Source organism: Paraburkholderia sediminicola, from assembly GCF_046026675.1.
Classification (GTDB): Bacteria; Pseudomonadota; Gammaproteobacteria; order Burkholderiales; family Burkholderiaceae; genus Paraburkholderia; species Paraburkholderia sediminicola_F.
Window position 1 is genome coordinate 2,594,896 of the sequence record NZ_JAQQEY010000002.1, and the last position, 18,575, is coordinate 2,613,470.

Annotated in this window: 21 protein-coding genes; 6 read left to right on the plus strand and 15 right to left on the minus strand. The window is 61.1% G+C overall.

Annotation, left to right across the window (positions count from 1 at the left end):
- Positions 1-234: 234 nt before the first annotated feature.
- A complete protein-coding gene (nadE, locus tag PQQ86_RS31305; protein WP_408275911.1) occupies positions 235-1,095 on the plus strand; it encodes an NAD(+) synthase in 861 nt (286 codons plus the stop codon).
- Between the two features lie 120 nt (positions 1,096-1,215).
- Here the strand turns inward: nadE and PQQ86_RS31310 are convergent, their stop codons facing one another.
- The 6 genes from PQQ86_RS31310 to PQQ86_RS31335 form a co-directional block, all read right to left on the minus strand.
- A complete protein-coding gene (locus PQQ86_RS31310; protein ID WP_175050054.1) occupies positions 1,216-1,482 on the minus strand; it encodes an RNA-binding protein in 267 nt (88 codons plus the stop codon).
- Between the two features lie 5 nt (positions 1,483-1,487).
- A complete protein-coding gene (locus PQQ86_RS31315) occupies positions 1,488-1,634 on the minus strand; it encodes a hypothetical protein (RefSeq protein WP_408275915.1) in 147 nt (48 codons plus the stop codon).
- A 291-nt stretch (positions 1,635-1,925) separates the two neighbouring features.
- Complete coding sequence (locus PQQ86_RS31320) at positions 1,926-2,276, minus strand: hypothetical protein (RefSeq protein ID WP_408275918.1); 351 nt, start codon at positions 2,274-2,276, stop codon at positions 1,926-1,928.
- A 101-nt stretch (positions 2,277-2,377) separates the two neighbouring features.
- Positions 2,378-3,031, minus strand: a complete 654-nt coding sequence (locus PQQ86_RS31325; RefSeq protein ID WP_408275921.1) for a hypothetical protein — start codon at positions 3,029-3,031, stop codon at positions 2,378-2,380.
- Positions 3,032-3,284: 253 nt separating this feature from the next.
- Positions 3,285-4,949, minus strand: coding sequence for a S10 family peptidase (locus tag PQQ86_RS31330; RefSeq protein WP_408275924.1), 1,665 nt, complete (start codon positions 4,947-4,949; stop codon positions 3,285-3,287).
- A 255-nt stretch (positions 4,950-5,204) separates the two neighbouring features.
- Positions 5,205-6,761, minus strand: coding sequence for a S53 family peptidase (locus PQQ86_RS31335; RefSeq protein ID WP_408275927.1), 1,557 nt, complete (start codon positions 6,759-6,761; stop codon positions 5,205-5,207).
- A 306-nt stretch (positions 6,762-7,067) separates the two neighbouring features.
- On the opposite strand from PQQ86_RS31335, the gene PQQ86_RS31340 reads away from it, so the two are divergent.
- Positions 7,068-7,577 (plus strand): DUF1993 domain-containing protein, encoded by a 510-nt coding sequence (locus tag PQQ86_RS31340; RefSeq protein ID WP_408275930.1) that lies wholly within the window; start codon positions 7,068-7,070, stop codon positions 7,575-7,577.
- A 43-nt stretch (positions 7,578-7,620) separates the two neighbouring features.
- On the opposite strand, the gene PQQ86_RS31345 is transcribed toward PQQ86_RS31340, so the two are convergent.
- Both PQQ86_RS31345 and PQQ86_RS31350 read right to left on the minus strand, forming a co-directional pair.
- Positions 7,621-7,941 (minus strand): YnfA family protein, encoded by a 321-nt coding sequence (locus PQQ86_RS31345; protein WP_408279408.1) that lies wholly within the window; start codon positions 7,939-7,941, stop codon positions 7,621-7,623.
- Between the two features lie 184 nt (positions 7,942-8,125).
- Positions 8,126-8,755 (minus strand): LysE family translocator, encoded by a 630-nt coding sequence (locus tag PQQ86_RS31350; RefSeq protein ID WP_408275933.1) that lies wholly within the window; start codon positions 8,753-8,755, stop codon positions 8,126-8,128.
- A 155-nt stretch (positions 8,756-8,910) separates the two neighbouring features.
- On the opposite strand from PQQ86_RS31350, the gene PQQ86_RS31355 reads away from it, so the two are divergent.
- From PQQ86_RS31355 to PQQ86_RS31370, 4 genes are all read left to right on the plus strand, one after another.
- Complete coding sequence (locus tag PQQ86_RS31355) at positions 8,911-9,378, plus strand: Lrp/AsnC family transcriptional regulator (RefSeq protein ID WP_408199593.1); 468 nt, start codon at positions 8,911-8,913, stop codon at positions 9,376-9,378.
- 65 nt (positions 9,379-9,443) lie between these two features.
- Positions 9,444-9,677 carry a hypothetical protein gene (locus PQQ86_RS31360; protein ID WP_408199595.1) on the plus strand — a complete coding sequence of 78 codons (234 nt, stop codon included), beginning with the start codon at positions 9,444-9,446 and terminating at the stop codon, positions 9,675-9,677.
- A 991-nt stretch (positions 9,678-10,668) separates the two neighbouring features.
- The gene (locus PQQ86_RS31365; protein WP_408275937.1) at positions 10,669-10,812 is read left to right on the plus strand and encodes a hypothetical protein; all 144 of its coding nucleotides are present in this window, start codon (positions 10,669-10,671) and stop codon (positions 10,810-10,812) included.
- A gap of 134 nt (positions 10,813-10,946) precedes the next feature.
- Entirely contained in the window at positions 10,947-12,614 is a 1,668-nt protein-coding gene (locus PQQ86_RS31370; protein WP_408275940.1) for an NRAMP family divalent metal transporter, read from the plus strand.
- Between the two features lie 64 nt (positions 12,615-12,678).
- Here the strand turns inward: PQQ86_RS31370 and dhaK are convergent, their stop codons facing one another.
- The 7 genes from dhaK to PQQ86_RS31405 are packed head-to-tail and all read right to left on the minus strand — an operon-like array spanning position 12,679 to position 18,556.
- Positions 12,679-13,668, minus strand: coding sequence for a dihydroxyacetone kinase subunit DhaK (gene dhaK, locus PQQ86_RS31375; protein WP_408275943.1), 990 nt, complete (start codon positions 13,666-13,668; stop codon positions 12,679-12,681).
- Positions 13,669-13,682: 14 nt separating this feature from the next.
- Positions 13,683-14,315: a dihydroxyacetone kinase subunit DhaL gene (dhaL, locus tag PQQ86_RS31380; RefSeq protein ID WP_408275946.1), complete on the minus strand. Its 633-nt coding sequence runs from the start codon at positions 14,313-14,315 to the stop codon at positions 13,683-13,685.
- On the minus strand, positions 14,312-15,358 hold the full coding sequence (locus tag PQQ86_RS31385; protein WP_408275949.1) for an ABC transporter ATP-binding protein: 1,047 nt from the start codon (positions 15,356-15,358) through the stop codon (positions 14,312-14,314). Before PQQ86_RS31385 ends, dhaL begins: the two co-directional genes overlap by 4 nt.
- The gene (locus PQQ86_RS31390; protein ID WP_408275952.1) at positions 15,351-16,454 is read right to left on the minus strand and encodes an ABC transporter ATP-binding protein; all 1,104 of its coding nucleotides are present in this window, start codon (positions 16,452-16,454) and stop codon (positions 15,351-15,353) included. The genes PQQ86_RS31385 and PQQ86_RS31390 overlap by 8 nt, the downstream gene beginning before the upstream one ends.
- 4 nt (positions 16,455-16,458) lie before the next feature.
- Positions 16,459-16,653, minus strand: a complete 195-nt coding sequence (locus PQQ86_RS31395; protein ID WP_097393719.1) for a hypothetical protein — start codon at positions 16,651-16,653, stop codon at positions 16,459-16,461.
- Positions 16,650-17,603, minus strand: a complete 954-nt coding sequence (locus PQQ86_RS31400) for a carbohydrate ABC transporter permease (protein ID WP_408199608.1) — start codon at positions 17,601-17,603, stop codon at positions 16,650-16,652. The genes PQQ86_RS31395 and PQQ86_RS31400 overlap by 4 nt, the downstream gene beginning before the upstream one ends.
- Positions 17,600-18,556 (minus strand): carbohydrate ABC transporter permease, encoded by a 957-nt coding sequence (locus tag PQQ86_RS31405; RefSeq protein WP_408199610.1) that lies wholly within the window; start codon positions 18,554-18,556, stop codon positions 17,600-17,602. The genes PQQ86_RS31400 and PQQ86_RS31405 overlap by 4 nt, the downstream gene beginning before the upstream one ends.
- Between the last annotated feature and the right edge of the window lie 19 nt (positions 18,557-18,575).

Below are 18,575 nucleotides of genomic sequence, written 5' to 3' on the forward strand. Positions count from 1 at the left end.
AAGACTCGGCCAATTCACCCATATCACCGTATTAACAGGCCATATTCAACGCTCTGCCCGTCGGTTTTAAGCAGCGCAAAGTGAACTGAAAGCCAATATCCGCGATAAAACCGCGCAACCGATTCGTCGCGACATGCTCGCAGAATCGGCTCGTTCGTGGACCGGTCGCTCGTGCAATCCACGCGAGCGTTCATGGTTGACACTCGCATTACCGCACATGGAGGAAAGAGGAACATGACGCAACAGGACCCAGCCGCACGCCAGGCAAGCATCGCAGCGGAAATGCACGTCACCGCCGAGTTCAACGCCGCACAGGAAATCGAGCGCCGGGTCGCCTTTCTGGCGAACTATCTGCGTACCAACGGCCTGAAAACTTACGTGCTCGGTATCAGCGGCGGCGTCGATTCGACTACCGCTGGTCGCCTTGCGCAACTCGCGGTCGAGCGGCTGCGTGCCGAACAGTACGACGCGCGTTTCGTCGCCATCCGTTTGCCTTACGGCCTGCAAAAAGATGAAGCCGACGCGCAGCAGGCCTTGAGCTTCATTCGCGCGGACGAAAATCTCACCATCGATATCAAACCTGCTGCCGATGCAATGCTCGCCGCACTGGATAACAGTGGCGTGCGATTTAACGACGACTCACAGCAGGATTTCGTCCACGGCAATATCAAGGCGCGGCAGCGAATGATCGCGCAATACGCGGTAGCCAGCGCACGGGTGGGCGTGGTGATCGGCACGGATCACGCGGCCGAATCGGTGATGGGATTTTTCACGAAGTTCGGCGACGGCGGCGCCGATGTGCTGCCGCTCACCGGTCTGAATAAACGTCGTGTGCGGGCTCTGTCCAAAGCCCTGGGCGCACCCGAATCGCTGGCGCACAAAGTACCGACCGCCGACCTGGAAATGTTGCGTCCACAACGACCGGATGAAGACGCATACGGTATCCCTTACGACGACATCGACGACTTTCTGGAAGGCAAACCGGTGAGCGACGCGGCGCGCGAAACTGTCCTGCGGTTCTACGAGGTCACGCGGCACAAGCGGGCGCTACCCTACACGCCGTTCGATTGGCCGGTAAAGGCAAGCGGGGAATGAAAAAGGGAAGTAACAACGAGAATGCGCGGAGAGGATGCACGTCAGGAATTTGCGCCTGACGCATCGCGTTCTCCCCACTCGGCGGATTCGAAGCAATCGGCAAGTGCAGTTGCGACAGACTCAGTGAGCAGGCGGTGTGTCGTCACTAAACAGATCGGCACTGGCCTCGAGCGTCAAGCCACCCAACTGCTTGCCGTGAATCTGCCGCGCGATCACCTCGCCCACATACGGCACTTCCGCGTTTAACTCGACCGTGGCGTAGGCGCTGGGTTTTCCGGCGTCGACCACTTCGACGTGTTTCGCGTAATGCCCAAGCTCACGCTTGAGGAATTCCCGCACTTCCTGTTCGCTGCACGATTCCGCGATATTGCGCACGATCAGGTTCATGCCGCCTACCCTCGGCGCGCGCTGCGATCCGAGGCCTGTACCCGCACCGGGCGCAGCGCTGCACGCTGTTTCGCCTGGGTAGCCGCGAGTTCGCGGATCAAAGCCGCGCCGGCCGCACCCAAAGCAGCCAATGTCAGATAGAAGGCAATCATTTAAATCTCCCCTTCGAATTTCGTCCTGTTTTCAGGATAGCCACAATCGACAACAAAAGCGATGCGACACAATGTCGTAAAAACGGACCTACGAAAAACTTCCGTTAATGCACTGTACCTGAATAAGCGGCCGTAAAAATAGCAAAACACATGTTCATTCAGTGGTGCAGGCCCGGCACACGCGCCAGACGCGGACGCTGGACGCAAAAACCGGGCCGCACCTGACAGCGACATTTATCGCCACCGGCATCCTGCGGGGGACGTGCGCAAAGGGCGGGCTGATCGTCGGGATCAGTCCGCCGCTTGCACATTTGCCGCGCTCACCCACCATGCGTTCTTGCCTTGCGGCACGTGAACCAGCACCGCGGACGGGTCGTCGACGCCGTCGTCAGCAACTTCGCACACCGTCAAACCGTCCGGCAGGCGTTTCACCTCGCCGGCCGCCTGAAATAGCGCGACGCGCTGCGCGTTTAGCGGCCGCAGTTGCCGGTACACGTCGAAACTGATTGCTGCGGGCACGTCGCCGCGAATCTGCAGCGAGTCGGCACTGCCGCAGTGCACGGGTTCGGCGGCAAGCGCGGCAGCGCTGCCGAACAGACAGCCGAACGTGAGTGCCAGTGCGGCAAGGCGTGAATGGGTCATGTTGATTCTCCGAGAATATATTGGGGTAGCTGTGCTGCGAGCGGCGCAGCCGAATACGCGCGAATGAACCGCGAGGACAACGAAGGCGAAGACAGGCGGCCTCATGGCGCGCTGTCGCGACCGTCGCCTCGTCCGTTGCTGTCGCCAGTTGCGACATCGAGACGGCTCACATCGCAAGACGTCTGGCTAAAGCCCGAATAGACCACCGACCAGTTACCGACGATCGCCGCTTGCGCCTCCGCGAGGCTCAGCTTCCCTTCGCAAACGCAGCGCTTGAGCATGACCGCGGCGCGCGCCTTGCGACGCTCGCCCTGCTGGCCTGCCCACGGCAGAAGATCGAGATTGGAGGGTGCGTTCGGGGAGCCGCCGAGCACAATGGGCACGCGCCTGTCCAGCGCGAAAGCGGGACCGTTGTCAGCATCGATGCCGCGCGCGGCAAGCATGCGGTCCCTGTGGGCCATCAACTCGTCGAACGGTGGTGCAACCGTGTCCGCATAGCCGGGTCGGCAAATCGTTTCGCCGACGGACTCCTGCGTGACGCGCTCGTCGAGCATCGCCGAATCCTGAGCCCATACTTCACCGATTCGCAAGGCGAATATCGCGGCGAAGCCGAGCAGGAACGCAAGACGCGTCTTGCGGCCAGGACGCGCGGCACTGCACCGGCGCGCGTGCGTCGGCGGAATCGTCTCGTATGTCCTGCTGGTTGCGTCGCTGTAATAGATGATGCGGCGCCTGTCTGCAATGCCTGCGTTCATTCGTCGGCGCGCCGGCAGCGGCGCGCAATAGTTCAATTCGCAGACTAATTAAAACACATTCAATATCCCTGCGCGAAAAATGCATACATACGCAGGCTAGCGAAGATGCTCTCCAATGCGCTCGCAGGTGAACGCCAGCGCGGTCCCGGCGTGCACGAATACACGTGGCAGGACCGCGCCGAAACACCGTACAAAGGCAACGTAGCTGCCTGAGCCGCGCCAGGGCATGGCTCAGGCGCCGCACAACCGCAAGCTACTTCGCCTTTTGCACCACCCGAGCCTGCAAGGCGCGGATACGGAACAGGGCCTGGGTATTGGACACCGTCGTGTCGTACATCCTGGCGAGATCCGCCTTGAGCGCGGTACGCGAACCACCGTCGAGATAGACCATATGTCCCGACGGATAAAAACGCGCCGAGAGATTCTGCCGGACCTGCTGGCTGACAAGCGGCATTTGCTGCAGATCGAGCACGGTCTGATAGAACGGTGTGACGTAGTCGAAGAAACCGTTCGCCGACAGCACCTTCAGGTCAGGATTGAGCGCCATCACGGCGGCAAGATCGCCGGCGGTGTACAGAATGATGTTGCCCTTCGCGTCGAGCCCCTTCTGCGCGCCGGTCGGATCGATATGGCTGAAGTCCCAATACTGGAATGCCTGATCGTTGAGGTCCGTGAACGCCGAATTCGACGTGTATTTCAACTGCTCGTTCAGATACACGTTCCACATCGTCGTATAGACGCCGGTCACCGCCGTCATGGTCGGATCGTTGCCGCCGGAATTCGGGTCGATCTTGCCGGCAATGCCGGTGTTGATCGCCGTCACACGACCGTCGTACTCGCCAAGCGCGAGACCCTGCGATTTCAGCAGCGTGGTCAGGAACAGCGAATTGCCGCGGCTGTCGTACGAGGCGATGTCGAGGCTCCAGGCGAGCAAGGCGGTTTTGTCGATACCGGTGTATTCGCTGAGTTTTTCGACCGTTGCGGAATCCGTCGTCGGAAACTTGCGCAGCGCCGCCAGATAGTCGGTGCGCGCGAATTGCGCCACTTCTTCGGCAAACGTGCCGAGATCGGTCGGCCGCGGCGCAATGCCGAGTTTCTTGTGATACCACGCGTCCGCCGCCGTTGTGGGCAACGCGCCGACCGGGTTGCCGGATTGCGTGTAGTCGAGAATGGACGATTGCAGCGTGATGCCGTTCAGATCGACGCCGTCTTCGTGCAGCCGGTACGCCAGCACGCAACTGCGCGCCGTGCCGTAAGACTCGCCGAACAGGTACTTCGGCGAATTCCAGCGATTGTTTTTGGTGAGAAAGCGCTTGATGAACTGCTTGATCGAGTCGGCGTCCTGGTCGACACCCCAGAAGGCGCGGTTCGTCTTCGGCGCAATGGCCGCCGAGTAGCCCGTGCCGACCGGGTTAATGAAGACGAGGTCGCTCTTGTCGAGCAGGCTGTCCGGATTGTCTTCCATCGAATACGGCGCGGGCGGCGTAAAGCCCGGCATCGACGTCTTGATGCGGCGCGGCGCGAACGAGCCCAGCAGCACGAACACCGAAGACGAACCCGGGCCGCCGTTGTAGAAGAACGTCACCGGCCGGGTTTCCTCCTTCTGGTTGTCCTGCGTGAACGCGACGTAGAACATCTTGGCTTCAGGCTGCGAACTGCTTGGGTCGACAATAACGAGGTGACCCGCCGTCGCCGTGTAGTTGATCTTCTGGCCGCCGATCGTGGTCGAATGGTGCGTCACCGCGGCTGTTTCAGTGGTATCGGTGACGGAATCGTCCGGCCCGTTGCCATAGGCGACCGGATCGAAGAACGGCTGATCTCCGGTTTTGTGCGACGCACCGCCGGCGGCCGTTGCGGGCGAAGCATGCGTGTTGTGTGACGACTGCGGACTAACGGAAGCTGACTCGGTGTTCGTCATGATCGCTCCATGGATTCGTTAACGTCTTGGTGTGTCTTGGTGTGTCTTGGTGTGTCTTGGTGTGTCTCGATGTGTCTCGATGTCTCTTGATGTCACTCGTGTGTCCTGCGTTGCCTGCGTCTCCTGAAGGCATGCACCGTACCGCCTGCGGCCTGAACGCAACGCACCTTGGGACAAGCACGGACAGCCGGTGAGCGCCGCGTCGAAGCTGGCAATCAGCGAGGCGCCTTCCGAACTGAACCGCGACTCATCAGACTATAGTGCCGCCGCCACCTTCTGACCATTGGGACTGCCGAGTCCCGTGCACGCATCCCAGCCTGGCGACGCGGCGAAGCTGCCATTGTTGCCTTGGGTAATGTCGTTGAACGCGCCCGGCGCCTTGTACAACTTCGGGTTGATGAAACCGGCCGGTTGCCCCTTCGCCGCATTGATCCGCGCAATCAACGCTGCCCACAGCGGTGCAACCGCGCTGGTGCCGCCGACCACCGTCTGCGTGCCGTCGATCAATACGCTATAGCCGGTGACGGGCGATGCATCGCCGGCCACGTCCGGCACGCCGCGCCCGCTGAGCGCCGTCTTCGCGCCGCTCGATGAAGTGGTCGACAGACCCTGTTGCCACACCGGTACCGGAAAGGTCCGGCTCACGCCACCGCCTCCTGCGCCGCCCTGTGCGCCGTCGTTCCACACCACCTCGTGCGAAATCGATGTGTCCGACGCGGTCAGGCTCGTGCCGCCGCATGCCAGCACGTAAGGGCTCGACGCCGGAAAGTCGACCTGATCGCCGCTGGAACCGTCGCTCGAGCCGCTATCGCCCGACGCCGCGCAGACCGTCACACCGAGTGCTGCCGCCGTTTGCAGCACGCTGTTGAATGCCTGCAGCGACTGGCTGGTCCAGTTCGACTCCGGGCCGCCCCAACTGATCGAGACAACCGAGGGTTTGTTGGTCGTGTCATGCACCGCGCGGCTCACCGCGTCGATGAAACCGGCGTCGCTGTTCTGTGTGAAATAGACTGCGATCGTCGCGCCAGGCACAATCGCACCGACGATTTCGATGTCGAGCGTGACTTCGCCGTCTGGCCCGTTCGGGTCGCCGCTCGGCTGATTGCTACCCTGATCGACGCCGACAGATTTCACCTTGGGCGACGCCACGCCGAGGCTCGCGAAGTAACTCTTGAGGTCCGACGCGTTGTACCCGCCACCGAGTTCGATGATACCGACGCATTCGCCGCTGCCGTCACCTTGCGGAAACTGATACAACGATGCGAGCTGCGGTGGTGTAAAGGACGCCTGATGCGCTTTGGCCGGCTGGAACGGCGGCCGGATACGAAAGTGCGGCCGCGCCTGAGGCCGGTTATCGAGGCCGAGCACGGCTTGTACGATGCCGTGCAGATCGTCCGGCACACTGATCGTGCCGGTGCGGCCGCGGAACTGGCCCGCCGTGTGGTGCTGGTAATGTTCCAGCTTGACACCGAAGGCGGTCTGGAACTGGGCGATCGTGCCGCTCAGCAGCACCTGGCGCGCTGCCGGATCTTCCCGCACCACCGTCAGGCCGTGTGCAGCTGCAAACGCTTTGACCTTGGCGATATCGTCCGGAGCGGCGCTGTAATCTTTTGCAAACGCCTCCCGCGATAGCGGTTTGACGCTCGGGTCGCCCGCTTCGATCTTGCTCATCAGTGCGTCGAACTGCGCCTGGTGTTGACGGCGCAGCATCACGAAAACCTCGATCCGTTCTGCCGGATCGCATTGCCCAACGACTGTCGAACCTTGTTCCGCCGTGCGCTCGCTTCCCGGCAGCGGTTGTCTATTGACCATGGTGTCGATTCTCCTGTTAGCGTGATGGCGCGGACCGCAAGGTGGACCCCAAGCACGGCACGCGCCTGCACGAACTTACCGCCGCGTGGCCAGCGGCGGATTGCTGTTTCAAGGACCTCGCCAAACCGTCCGACCCATGCATTCGAACACAGTTCCGGCGTGCGCGGCAGTTGTCCGAATGGCTAACGCGGCGTTCGATCAATGCGCGTCGTGCAGCACCCGCGCTATGATGCTGAAGCGGCAATCCAGCCGTCGCAGCGCCTCGCGCGCCACCCGCGCGCACGATCGAAGAATCAGAGGAACCTCATGTCAATTTCGATGTATCAAGCATCATTGCCCGTGCTGGTGCGCGGCATGACTAACCTGCAAGTCATCCTCGGCAAGGCCGAGGCGCACGCTGCGGAGAAACAGATCGACCCGTCCGTGCTCACGAACGCCCGGCTCGCGCCGGACATGCTGCCACTATTGCGCCAGGTCTATATCGTGAGCGACACGGCGAAGGGCTGCGCCGCGCGTCTGGCCGGCGTCGAAGCGCCGAAGTACGACGACGTCGAACAGACCTTCGACGAACTCGATGCCCGCCTTCAAAAGACGATTGATTATCTGAAGGAATTCAATCCGCAACAGATCGATGGATCTGAAGAACGCCCGATCACACTGAAAATGCGCGTTGGCCCGATCGAGTTCACGGGGCTGTCATATCTGCTCGGTTTCGTGTTGCCGAACTTTTATTTTCACGTCACGACGGCGTACGACATTCTGCGTCACAACGGCGTCGAACTTGGCAAGCTCGACTATCTCGGCGGCATCAAGTGAGACGGCGTATGCGCTGCTGCGTGTGCGCCATGTGATTGCGGCATCAAACCCGCGGCTGGAACGCGATGATCGCCATGCCGGCCAGGGTGAATGCCACACCGGCCGCATCCCACAGCGTGGGGCGCACTTTATCGATGCCCCATAGCCACACGATCGCCACTGCCACGTACACACCGCCGTAAGCCGCATACACGCGGCCTGCGGCGGTGCCGTGCAGTGTCAGCAGCCAGGCGAACAATGCGAGGCTGAGCGCGCCGGGCACCAGCAGCCAGATGGAGCCCCCTTCCTTCAGCCAACGCCAGGGCAAATAGCACCCAACGATCTCAGCAATGGCGGTCACGGCATAAAGCAGAAAAGTTTTCATCGACAGATAGAAGCGAGCGGTTGTGTTGCCGCGGGACGGTGCGCGGCTGTCTATCGGCTTTATTAACACAATCACTTCGCGCGTGGGCATGATGCATGCGCCGACCGTCGCGCCTGGCCACTCTATTCGCTACCTGTCATGGGCATCGCATCACCCTGTGCCGACACATCCGCAAGTTCGGCGGTCAGTCCAGCGAAAGCCGCAACGCAAAGCCGATCAGCGCCGCTGAGAAAGTCCAACGCTGCAGTGTCTGCGCGAGAGGATGAGCCCGCATCCACCCGGCAATGCGCGCCGCGCCAATCGCGTACACGGCGTCGAAACATGCGCCGATGGCGAGCAGCACCAGACCCAGTTCGACCATCTGCAGCGCAACCGGTCCGGCCGCAGGACGCACGAACTGCGGCAATAGCACCGAGCAGAACAGCAGTGCTTTCGGGTTCAACAGATTGGTCAGCAAGCCCTTGACGAAAGCGGTCCGCAACGGCCGCGACTCGGAGCCCAACGCGCCGCCGTCAGGCAATGCGAACACGGGAGAACGGAAGATCTGGATACCGACCCACGCGAGATAGACCGCGCCGCCGTAACGCACCACGTCGTACAACCAGGGCGCACTGCGCAGCAGCGTCGCCACCCCGCATGCCGACAATGTGACGTGCACGGCCCGCGCCACCCCGAGACCGCCGGCCGCGGCGAAGCCACTGCGCACGCCGCGTCCGATACTGGTCTGCAGAACCAGCGCCATGTCGGGCCCAGGCACGGCATAAACCACCAACAACGCAGCGATATAAACGACCAGAAGGTGTGCGGAAATCATAGAAGCCTCTTGTTTTTAAGGGCTCTATCTTGCCGTCGCCAGCGGAGGGTTCGCTGGCGAAATACAGGAGCAATGGCTTCATCTTTGAAGGAATACGCTAGTATTCCACCCCCGAACCATGTTTACCGCCAACGCACTGTCAACACCCCAAAGCCATGACAACCGACCTCGATAAAACAGACCGCGCGATCCTCGCCGCGCTGCAGAACGACGGCCGCATGTCGAATGCACGGCTGGCCGACATGGTCGGCCTGAGCGAGACGCCTTGCGCCCGCCGCCTCAAGCGCCTCGAAAACGACGGCTATATCGACCAGTACCGCGCGATGCTTTCGCGCTCCGCCCTCGGCCTCGGCGTTGTCGCGTTCGTCTATGTGCGTTTTGCCGTGCACGACCGCGCGGTGGCCACCCGTTTCGAACGTGAGGTGCAGGCAATCCCGCGAATTCTGGCGTGCCACAACGTGTCGGGCAGCGCCGACTATATTCTGCAGGTGGTCGCGCGCGATCTCGACGACTACGGCACGTTCATGCGCGACGAGATGCGCAGCCTGCCGGGCGTGACGTCGGTGGAATCGGCGTTGTCGCTGCGGGAAATCAAGGCTAACGCCGGCCTGCCGCTGTCCTGAACGCGGACGTGGCATAGTCACCCATTTGATACGGCGCGAGCCGACCAGACGAGCACGGAGTTTTCATGGATCACGAACGGGCGAGAGCCGAAGAAACAGCCGCGATGGAGCGCGTTTTGACCGCAACCACACGGGTAAAGGCGGCTTTCGCATCACTGCAATCGCAATTCCCGCCGGCCGGCAGCGGCCAGCCTTCGCAGTTCGCGCTGCAAACGTTCGACGCTGCGTTGCAGGAACTCGAAGATGCCCAGGCCGCATTCGACGAATTGCTTGGCGATCTGCTTGACGGCAATCGTTGAGTGGCATAGCCGGTCTCTTCACTGCATAGCTGCTGAGTAGGACGCGAGCGGCGGCCGTCTTCAGTTTCCACAGAGGCGGGCGCCGCGTTATTCGGAGGAGCCGGTCGGGCTTGACCGTTAGTTGCGTCTTGACGCCCTGCCGAGGGATTCGCCGCAGGCTGGTTGACGGTGTACTGCACCTCGCCGATGAACAACGCGCCGCCGCGCAGCAAGTAAAAATCACACAAAAGAGATTGCACTCCGAATTTGCAGGCGAGCCCGTCGCCTGCCCCGTCGTTACCCCGCAGTTACCTTATTCACCGCTGCGTCCGCGCCCTTCATTCCCCTATCCTTCCTGTCATTTCTGAAAGACTCAGCCCCGCTAGCGACGGCAAAGCGCCTTGTCGCACACATAAAAAAAGACTATTTGCTTCGCTTAACGAAGCATGTTGACTTCTTCTTGCGGGAGTGCATAAAATTCGCCCGTCATCACAAACGGGGCCATTGCCTTGGACACCAGCAGTAGTCGATCTTCGAACAGTTTCACTGCCTGACCGGCCCGACGCCCGCGCTCTCTTTTCTCAGCCGCCGTCTTGCCAGCAGGCAGACGGTGCGCGCCGTAGTAACCCTCCCCGTGCACCTTAACTAGCGCCATTCGGCCGCGACGTGCTTACGCACGTCCCGCAACCGTATGGCATCGCGTCGCGAGCATCCACTCGCGGCAGCGTTCGCTCACGCCGGTTCGATCCGTTCGAATTCCGGCGCGGCCGAGCGCGTGGACAAACACGTGCGTACTCGACGCAGACGAGCAACGCCGATTAGCAATCGCCGATAAGGAGCCACCATGCCGGACAGTGACAGTTATCCCTTATGCCGCTCAATTGCCACGCAATTTTTCTTTTGCCTGAGGAAAGCAGGTAGACGTTCGCCGCCGCGCGCATAGTGCCGGCCGCGCTCCGTGTCTGCTGGCTTTCCGCAATCCGCGTCAAGCCATACGCACCGGAGAAATACCATGTACATCGCCGTCCTCGTACCGACCCTGCAGCAAACGCATATCCACAGCGACGCTGCACTCGCGCTTCACAGCATCAAGCCGCACTGGCTCGCCGTGTCCTGGCACCGAGTCAAAGCGTTCCTCTCGAATTCAGCTTCGTAATACCCACGGTCAGTACCCGCACGTCTTCGCGATCCGCATGCGCCGCCGTCGCTTGATCTCATTCGACGAAACGCGTACTGGGGATTCCGAAGGCGCGCCACTGCATTCAAATCACACTGCCAAGGCGGTTAAAAATGTCCACTCCTATTAACGTCTCACCACCACGCAGCGCCGTTCTCGACGAAGCCCATCTCGGCGACATCAAAGGCGCGCTCGGCACCATTGCGCACCACGACACCGCACCTCGCAACAACTGGTGGGCCCGCATCCGGACGCTGCTCGCGATCCTCGGTCCCGGCCTCATCGTGATGGTCGGCGACAACGACGCCGGCGCGTTCGGCACCTACACGCAGGCGGGACAAAACTACGGCACCACCTTGCTGTGGACCATGCTGCTGCTCGTGCCCGTTCTCTTCGTCAATCAGGAAATGGTGCTGCGTCTCGGCGCCGTGACCGGCGTCGGCCATGCCCGGTTGATCTTCGAGCGCTTCGGCAAATTCTGGGGGGCATTCAGCGTCATCGACCTGTTCATCCTGAACGCGCTCACCATCGTGACCGAGTTCATCGGCATCACGTTCGTGCTGGATTTCTTCGGCATTTCGAAAGTGACCGGGGTCTGCATCGCCGCGGCCGCAACGATGGCCGCGGTCAGTACAGGCAACTTCAGGCGCTTCGAACGCTTTGCGGTCGTACTCTGTCTGTCGAGCCTATTGCTGGTGCCGGTACTGGTGTCGATTCATCCTCCGGTTGCGCAGATGACGCACGATTTCTTCATTCCGAGTTGGCCCGTCAATTCGAAACTGAGCGATGTGATGCTGCTCGTGATCGGCATCGTCGGCACCACGGTCGCGCCATGGCAGCTGTTTTTCCAGCAGAGCTATATCGTGGACAAACGCATCACGCCGCGCTTCATGAAGTACGAGAAAGCCGACCTGTGGATCGGCATCGTCTTCGTGATGATCGGTGCGGTGGCCATGATCTCGTTCTGCGCTGCACTGTACGCAGGCAAACCGGAGTTCGGCAATTTCACGGATGCGGGCGGCGTGATCGCCGGCCTCGAAAAATATGCCGGCCGCACACCCGCGGTTCTCTTCGCGGTTGCGCTGCTCGACGCCTGCATCATCGGCGTGGCGGCCGTCTCACTGTCCACCGCTTATGCAATCGGCGACGTGTTCAAGATCCGCCATTCGCTGCATCGCGGCGTGACCGATGCAAAGGGTTTCTACCTCGTCTACTTCGGCATCGTCGCGGCCGCGGCTGCGCTGGTATTGATTCCCGGCAGCCCGCTCGGTCTTCTGACCGAAGCCGTGCAGACGCTCGCGGGCGTGCTGCTTCCGAGTGCAACAGTGTTCCTGCTGCTGTTGTGCAACGACCGCGCCGTTCTCGGTCCGTGGGTGAACTCGAAGAAGCTGAACTTCTTTACAGGCGCCGTTGTCTGGGTGCTCGTCATGCTCTCCATCATCCTCACTGCATCGGTGATGTATCCGGACATTACCGGCGAAGCGATTATGGAAATACTGGCCGGCGGCACGCTACTGGCCGTAGTCGGCTACGCCGCAACCGTGACGGTTCGCAGGCTGCGGCTCGCACCGGCGGACGCGGCGGTTTCCGCGGTTTCCGATAGCGACCAGCAGTTTTCGAAAGAAGCACGCAATACGTGGCGCATGCCGCCCCTGGAAGAACTGCCGGCACCGCAACTGACCCTGTCCAAACGCGTGTGGATGGGTGTGCTGCGCGGCTATCTGGTCGTGGCAGTCGCACTCGTCGTCGTGAAGGTCGTGCAGATGACGTTGTTGCATTAAATCGATGCTGCCCGCCCGCTCCCGGTTGTTTCGGTGAGCGGCGGGCAAACAGCCGACTTTCGCGTTACACGCCCCAACGTAATCCCGGCGTATGTACTGCGCTGTCCCAATGGCGCGTCATCTCATCGTCGAGCACGCACAGTGTGATCGATGCACCGGCCATCTCTAGCGAGGTCGTCAGTGCGCCTACCTGCACCCGGCTGATATTCAGTCCGCGCTTCTCGAGCCACACGCGCGTGGAATTGAAGAGCAGATACAGTTCTCCAAGGGGTGTGCCACCAAGCCCATTGACGAGCACAAGTAGTTCAGCATCTGCCGCCGGCTTCAGGTCTTCAGTAATAGCCGTCAGCAACTCTCCCGCAATAGCGTCAGCTGGTGCGAACTTCGCGCGCCGACGCCCAGGCTCGCCATGAATGCCGACGCCCACTTCGATCTCGTCGTCGCCGATTTTGAACGTTAGCGTGCCGGCCGCCGGCACTGTGCAACTGGTGAACGCCACGCCCATCGACGCGGTGCGCTTGTTGATACGGTCGCCGAAGGCCTTGCATTGCTCGAGATCCGCGCCGCTCTCCGCCATACTGCCAACCAGTTTCTCGACGATTACCGCGCCGGCCACGCCGCGCCGGCCGGTCGTGTAACTCGAATTCTCCACGGCCACGTCGTCGTTGATCAGCACCATTGCATTCGGCACCTCGGACATCTCCGACGCCATTTCAAAGTTCATCAGGTCACCGGAGTAGTTCTTCACGATGAACAGCACGCCTGCGCCGGTATCGACAGCCTTTGCCGCGGCCATCATCTGGTCGGGTGTTGGCGACGTGAAAATCTGCCCCGGACAGGCTGCATCGAGCATCCCATAGCCGACGAAGCCTGAGTGCAGAGGCTCATGGCCAGAGCCGCCACCCGAAATCAGCGCAACCTTGCCGGGCTTCAACGCCTTACGGCACACAAACACCGGCTCATTGTTCAGCACGACCAGGTCGCTGTGCGCGGCGGCGAATCCCGCCAGACTCTCGGCGAGAAAATCGTCCACATGATTGATAAATTTTTTCACGGTCTCTCGCTCCTTCACTCGTCATGTTGCGCGAGGCGCGCGCATACCGATGCAATCATGATCTGACTCGAACGCGCGCCCGGATCGATATGCCCACGCGAACGCTCGCCGAGAAACGACGCCCGCCCCTTGGTCGCCAGCATGTCGCGGGTAGCGAGCATGTTTTCCTCCGCGACTCGCGGCAACACCTCGCGCACCTCGCGAGCGGTCGCGCCCTGTGTGGCCAGTGTGTCGAAGCGCTCCGCGACCGGGATCAGGACGTCCATCATCGTTTTGCTGCCGACACCGGTCTTGCCCCGTTGACCGACCGCTTCGACCCCCGCGGCAAAAACGTGTGCAAAGCCCGTTGTATCCAGCGCATGTCGTTCGGAAGCTTTAGACATGCCGCTCAGCAGCGAAAAGAACAATGGCCCGGACGATCCGCCCACCGTCGAGAGCACCTTGGATGCCGCGATTTCCATCGCGGGGCCGAATGCTGCGGCTTCGATGTCCGACCTCACAGCCAGCAGGGCCTCCATGCCTCGCAGCAGATTGAAGATGTGATCGCCATCGCCGATCTGCTGGTCGAGCAAAGCGATCTCGTCGGTATGTTCCTTCAGCGATGCATATGCGGCGTCGATGCACGCCATGACCGTTTTTCCGTTCATGTCGCTATCCTCCTGCCGTCGGCACGGAAATATAAAAGGCTGCGCGCCGGCAGCGAAACGCCGACCGATTGCCCCGGCGTGAAATTGCGCTCCGCCACTGTCGTTGCCACTACAGCGGTTCCCGCGCGATCGAGGATCAGCAGGTGCCGCAGCGGCGAATATTCGAGCACCTTCAGATTCAATGCGTCCTGCGCACCTGAAACATCACGTTGATCCCGCGTGTCACCGTCATGCAGCACGATGTCCTCGGGACGGATTGCCACGGTAGCCGTTCCCGCCGGCATGCGCGCCGAATCAAACAGCGCCGGCGGCAGCACATTGATCGGCGGTGAGCCCAGCCGCTGCGCCGCGCTTAGCGAAACCGGATTGCCGTAGACCTCCCGAGGCGTGCCGAGCTGCACGAGACGCCCATGCTCGAGAATGCCGATGCGGTCCGCGAGCGTCGTCGCTTCGACCTGATCGTGCGTGACGTAGACAATCGTTGCACCGATCGTGCGATGCAGGCGTTTGAGTTCGATACGCAACTCCTCGCGCAGCTTCGCGTCGAGCGACGACAGCGGCTCGTCCATCAAAAATGCCTTCGGTTGCCGCACGAGCGCGCGCCCTATCGCCACACGCTGCATTTCGCCGCCTGACAGGTGTGTCGCCATATTCTCGAGCTTCGATTCCATGTGCAGCATCTCGGCGACCGCCTGGACTCGCGCGCGCACCTCGGCCTCGCTGCTGCGCCTTCTTGGCGAGCGCAGCGGAAAAGCCAGATTGCCGAACACAGTCAGATGCGGATAGAGCGAGTATTGCTGGAAGATAAACGCGACGTCGCGATCCGATGGATGCACGCCCGTAGCAATGGCGCCATCGATCAGTACATCGCCGGCATCCGGTCGTTCCAGCCCGGCAATCAGACGCAGCGTCGTCGTCTTGCCCGCACCGCTTGGCCCTAGCAACACGATGAACTCGCCATCATTGACGTCGATCGAAAGATCGTCCACAGCGAGGATGTCGCCAAACCGTTTCGATACATTGCGCAACTGGATTTCAGCCATGAACCTCTCCGTATGCGGGAATCGTTTGAGCGGCGCGTGGCAGCAGGCGGCCCGTTTGTGCGTCGTACAGCAGCGTGCGCTCCTTGCGAAACGACAAACCGACCGGCGATCCGGCAGGCAAGCCATCGTCCTTGCCCGCCCGCACGCGCACGATGCCCAGCGCGGTCTCAATCACCAGCACCTGATGCGAGCCGAGATATTCATCGGCGATGACCTTGCCGCGCAGCGGGCCGCGCTCGTCGATCACCACATGCTCCGGGCGAATACCAAGCAGAACACGCTCGGCCGCCGCCTCGCAACGTGGCACCGGCACCGGGGCGCCGTGAAGTTGTACCGCTTCGTCACCCGCATCGACACCACGATCGACCGGCAGGAAATTCATCGGCGGACTGCCGATAAAGTTGCCGACAAACACGGTGGCCGGAAAATGATAAATCTCATGTGGCGGCCCAGCTTGCAGCACTTCGCCCTTGTTCATCACGACAATGTCGTCGGCCATCGCCATTGCTTCGCTCTGATCGTGCGTCACATAAACCGTCGTTGCCGCGAGCGCGTTATGCAGCTTGCGCAGTTCAAGACACATCAACTCGCGGAAGTCCGCATCGAGCGTCCCAAGAGGCTCGTCCATCAGAAAAGCCTTCGGCTGCCGCACGATCGCGCGGCCAAGAGCGACGCGCTGCCGGTCACCGCCCGACAGGCCGCCCGTTTTGCGATCGAGAATGTCTTCGATGCGCAGCATGTGTGCGGCCGCATCGACCCGCGTGGCGATTTCCTTGCGCGACATATGCTCGTTCTTCAACGGAAACGCAATGTTGTTGCGCACCGTCATATGCGGATACAGCGCGAACATCTGAAACACAAACGCGATATCGCGCTGACGCGCACGCAGCGCCGTCACGTCTTCGCCGTCGATCAGAATCTGTCCTGAAGTCGGCAACTCGAGTCCGGCGATCATCCGCAGCGTGGTGGTCTTGCCGCAGCCCGACGGACCGAGCAGCACGACAAAGCGCCCCGCATCGATCGTCAGACTGGTGTTGCGCACCGCGACGAAATCGTCGAAGCGTTTATGGAGGTTGGCGAGCACGATGGTCGACATGGCGCTATTCCGGGAAATGGCTCGTAACGAGGAACGCGAGTGCGCCCACCAGAATGACCGGAAACGACCACGTGAACAGCGCCAGCGAAAACGGCTGAACCAGCATCGCCATGCCGGCACCGATCAGCACGGTGGAGACAGTTTCGCTATAGCTGCGACGCAGCCAGCGTCCCTGCGTGAGAACGAAATCACGTTTCATTTGCGCACCGCTCCAAATGTGATACCGCGCAAAAGATGTTTGCGCAGCACGACAGTAAAGAAGAGAATCGGCAGTACGAACAGCGTGGTCGCTGCCGCCACAGCGGGCCAGTCCTGCCCGCCTTCGCCGATGATGAACGGAATGAACGGCGGCATGGTCTGCGCATCGCCGCTTGTCAGCAAAGACGCGAACGCATACTCGTTCCACGCGAAGATCAGACAGAAAATCGCGGTTGCCGCGATGCCGGTGATTGCCTGCGGCAGCACGACTTTGACGAAGGCCTGCAGACGTGTATAGCCGTCCACCAGCGCGGCCTCTTCGTATTCGCGCGGGATCTCGTCCATGAAGCCCTTCAGCAGCCACACCGCCAACGAGACATTCACTGCCGTATAAAGCACGATCATGCCGACATAGCTGTCGCTCAGGCCCAACGCGCGATACATCAGGTAAATCGGAATCGCGACCGCTATCGGCGGCATCATGCGAGTCGACAGGATGAAAAACAGCAGGTCGTCGGCGAGGGGTACTTTGAAACGCGAAAAGGCATACGCCGCGAGCGTGCCGAGAAACACCGCGAGGAAAGTCGAACCGAATCCGATCACGAGCGAATTGACGAAGCGCGGCAACACCTTCGACGGTCCCGCGATCACCATGTTGCGCTTGCGCACGTCGCGCTCATACCAGGTTTGTGCAGGCGGCAAACTTGCGATGAACTCCGGCGTCTGCCGCGAACGGATCGTGAACAGGTTCACATAGCCTTCCATGGACGGATGGAACAGCACGACCGGCGGATAGGCGATCGCGTCTTCCTGGGTCTTGAAGCTCGTCAGGAAGATCCAGACCATCGGCAAGGTCGCGAGCAATGCATACGTGATGACGGCCGCGGCGGCGAAGCGCTTGCTGCGCGGCGACGACGCCACCACCGAGTATTGACTGGCAGTCGGTCTCATCGTTGTTTCACCCGGTTGAGTGCCTTCACATAGATGTTCGCCGCACCGAACACCGTCACGAAGAGAATGATGGCCAGCGCCGACGAATAGCCGGTCTGCCACTTCTCGAATGCCGCGCGCTTTAGCGTAATCGACACGGTTTCAGTTACCGAACCCGGTCCGCCGGAGGTCAGCAGGTTCACCATGTCGAACATCTTGAAGTTCTCGATGCCGCGAAACAGCACCGCCAGCATCAGGAACGGCAAGGTCATCGGCAGCGTGATCGACCAGAACTGCCGCCACGGCGTAGCGCGATCCACTTCCGCCGCTTCGTAGATGTAGTCGGGAATCGAGCGCAGACCCGCGAGGCAGATGAGCATCACGTAAGGCGTCCACATCCACGTGTCGACCATCACAATGGTCCAGGGCGCAAGCGACACGTCGCCGATCATCTGGAACGAACCGGGCGCAATGCCGGTAAAGAAGCTGACGATATCGTTGAAAAGACCGGTTTGCGGTTGCAGCAGAAAGGTCCAGAAATTGCCCACGACGGCGGGCGAAAGCATCATTGGCAGCAGGATCAACGTGGTCCAGAAACTATGCCCGCGGAACTGCCGGTTGATCAGCAACGCAAGGCCGAAGCCGAGCAGCACCTCAAGTCCGACCGACCAGAACACGAAACGCGCCGTGACTTGCATGGCGTACCAGATGTCTTCGTCGGTGAGAATGTCGACGTAGTTGTCGATGCCGACAAAGTGCGCCGGCACGCTCGGCATATTCGACTTGAAGTTCGTGAACGAGAGACGCAATGCCCAGATCAACGGGAAGATGTTGATTGCGAGCAGCAGCAGGATTGTCGGAAGAATGAACAGCCACGCGATGGTTCTGTCCGATAGCCCGGCAAGGCGCGTGCTCACGCGCGCCTGTGCGCCTGACTCGAGCCCAGCCGACGGAAAAGGCTTGTTTGCCAACATGCCTGACTCCTTTAAGCGG

Bases quoted from the DNA above. Each gene is read 5' to 3' on its own strand.
- PQQ86_RS31365 (WP_408275937.1), top strand. From the start codon at position 10,669: ATGTACATCGCCGTCCTCGTACCGACCCTGCAGCAAACGCATATCCAC.
- PQQ86_RS31385 (WP_408275949.1), bottom strand. From the start codon at position 15,358: ATGGCTGAAATCCAGTTGCGCAATGTATCGAAACGGTTTGGCGACATC.
- PQQ86_RS31350 (WP_408275933.1), bottom strand. From the start codon at position 8,755: ATGATTTCCGCACACCTTCTGGTCGTTTATATCGCTGCGTTGTTGGTG.
- PQQ86_RS31370 (WP_408275940.1), top strand. From the start codon at position 10,947: ATGTCCACTCCTATTAACGTCTCACCACCACGCAGCGCCGTTCTCGAC.
- PQQ86_RS31400 (WP_408199608.1), bottom strand. From the start codon at position 17,603: ATGAGACCGACTGCCAGTCAATACTCGGTGGTGGCGTCGTCGCCGCGC.
- PQQ86_RS31390 (WP_408275952.1), bottom strand. From the start codon at position 16,454: ATGTCGACCATCGTGCTCGCCAACCTCCATAAACGCTTCGACGATTTC.
- PQQ86_RS31395 (WP_097393719.1), bottom strand. From the start codon at position 16,653: ATGAAACGTGATTTCGTTCTCACGCAGGGACGCTGGCTGCGTCGCAGC.
- PQQ86_RS31340 (WP_408275930.1), top strand. From the start codon at position 7,068: ATGTCAATTTCGATGTATCAAGCATCATTGCCCGTGCTGGTGCGCGGC.
- PQQ86_RS31335 (WP_408275927.1), bottom strand. From the start codon at position 6,761: ATGGTCAATAGACAACCGCTGCCGGGAAGCGAGCGCACGGCGGAACAA.
- PQQ86_RS31320 (WP_408275918.1), bottom strand. From the start codon at position 2,276: ATGACCCATTCACGCCTTGCCGCACTGGCACTCACGTTCGGCTGTCTG.
- PQQ86_RS31315 (WP_408275915.1), bottom strand. From the start codon at position 1,634: ATGATTGCCTTCTATCTGACATTGGCTGCTTTGGGTGCGGCCGGCGCG.
- PQQ86_RS31345 (WP_408279408.1), bottom strand. From the start codon at position 7,941: ATGAAAACTTTTCTGCTTTATGCCGTGACCGCCATTGCTGAGATCGTT.
- PQQ86_RS31310 (WP_175050054.1), bottom strand. From the start codon at position 1,482: ATGAACCTGATCGTGCGCAATATCGCGGAATCGTGCAGCGAACAGGAA.
- PQQ86_RS31360 (WP_408199595.1), top strand. From the start codon at position 9,444: ATGGATCACGAACGGGCGAGAGCCGAAGAAACAGCCGCGATGGAGCGC.
- PQQ86_RS31405 (WP_408199610.1), bottom strand. From the start codon at position 18,556: ATGTTGGCAAACAAGCCTTTTCCGTCGGCTGGGCTCGAGTCAGGCGCA.
- PQQ86_RS31355 (WP_408199593.1), top strand. From the start codon at position 8,911: ATGACAACCGACCTCGATAAAACAGACCGCGCGATCCTCGCCGCGCTG.
- nadE (WP_408275911.1), top strand. From the start codon at position 235: ATGACGCAACAGGACCCAGCCGCACGCCAGGCAAGCATCGCAGCGGAA.
- dhaL (WP_408275946.1), bottom strand. From the start codon at position 14,315: ATGAACGGAAAAACGGTCATGGCGTGCATCGACGCCGCATATGCATCG.
- PQQ86_RS31325 (WP_408275921.1), bottom strand. From the start codon at position 3,031: ATGAACGCAGGCATTGCAGACAGGCGCCGCATCATCTATTACAGCGAC.
- PQQ86_RS31330 (WP_408275924.1), bottom strand. From the start codon at position 4,949: ATGACGAACACCGAGTCAGCTTCCGTTAGTCCGCAGTCGTCACACAAC.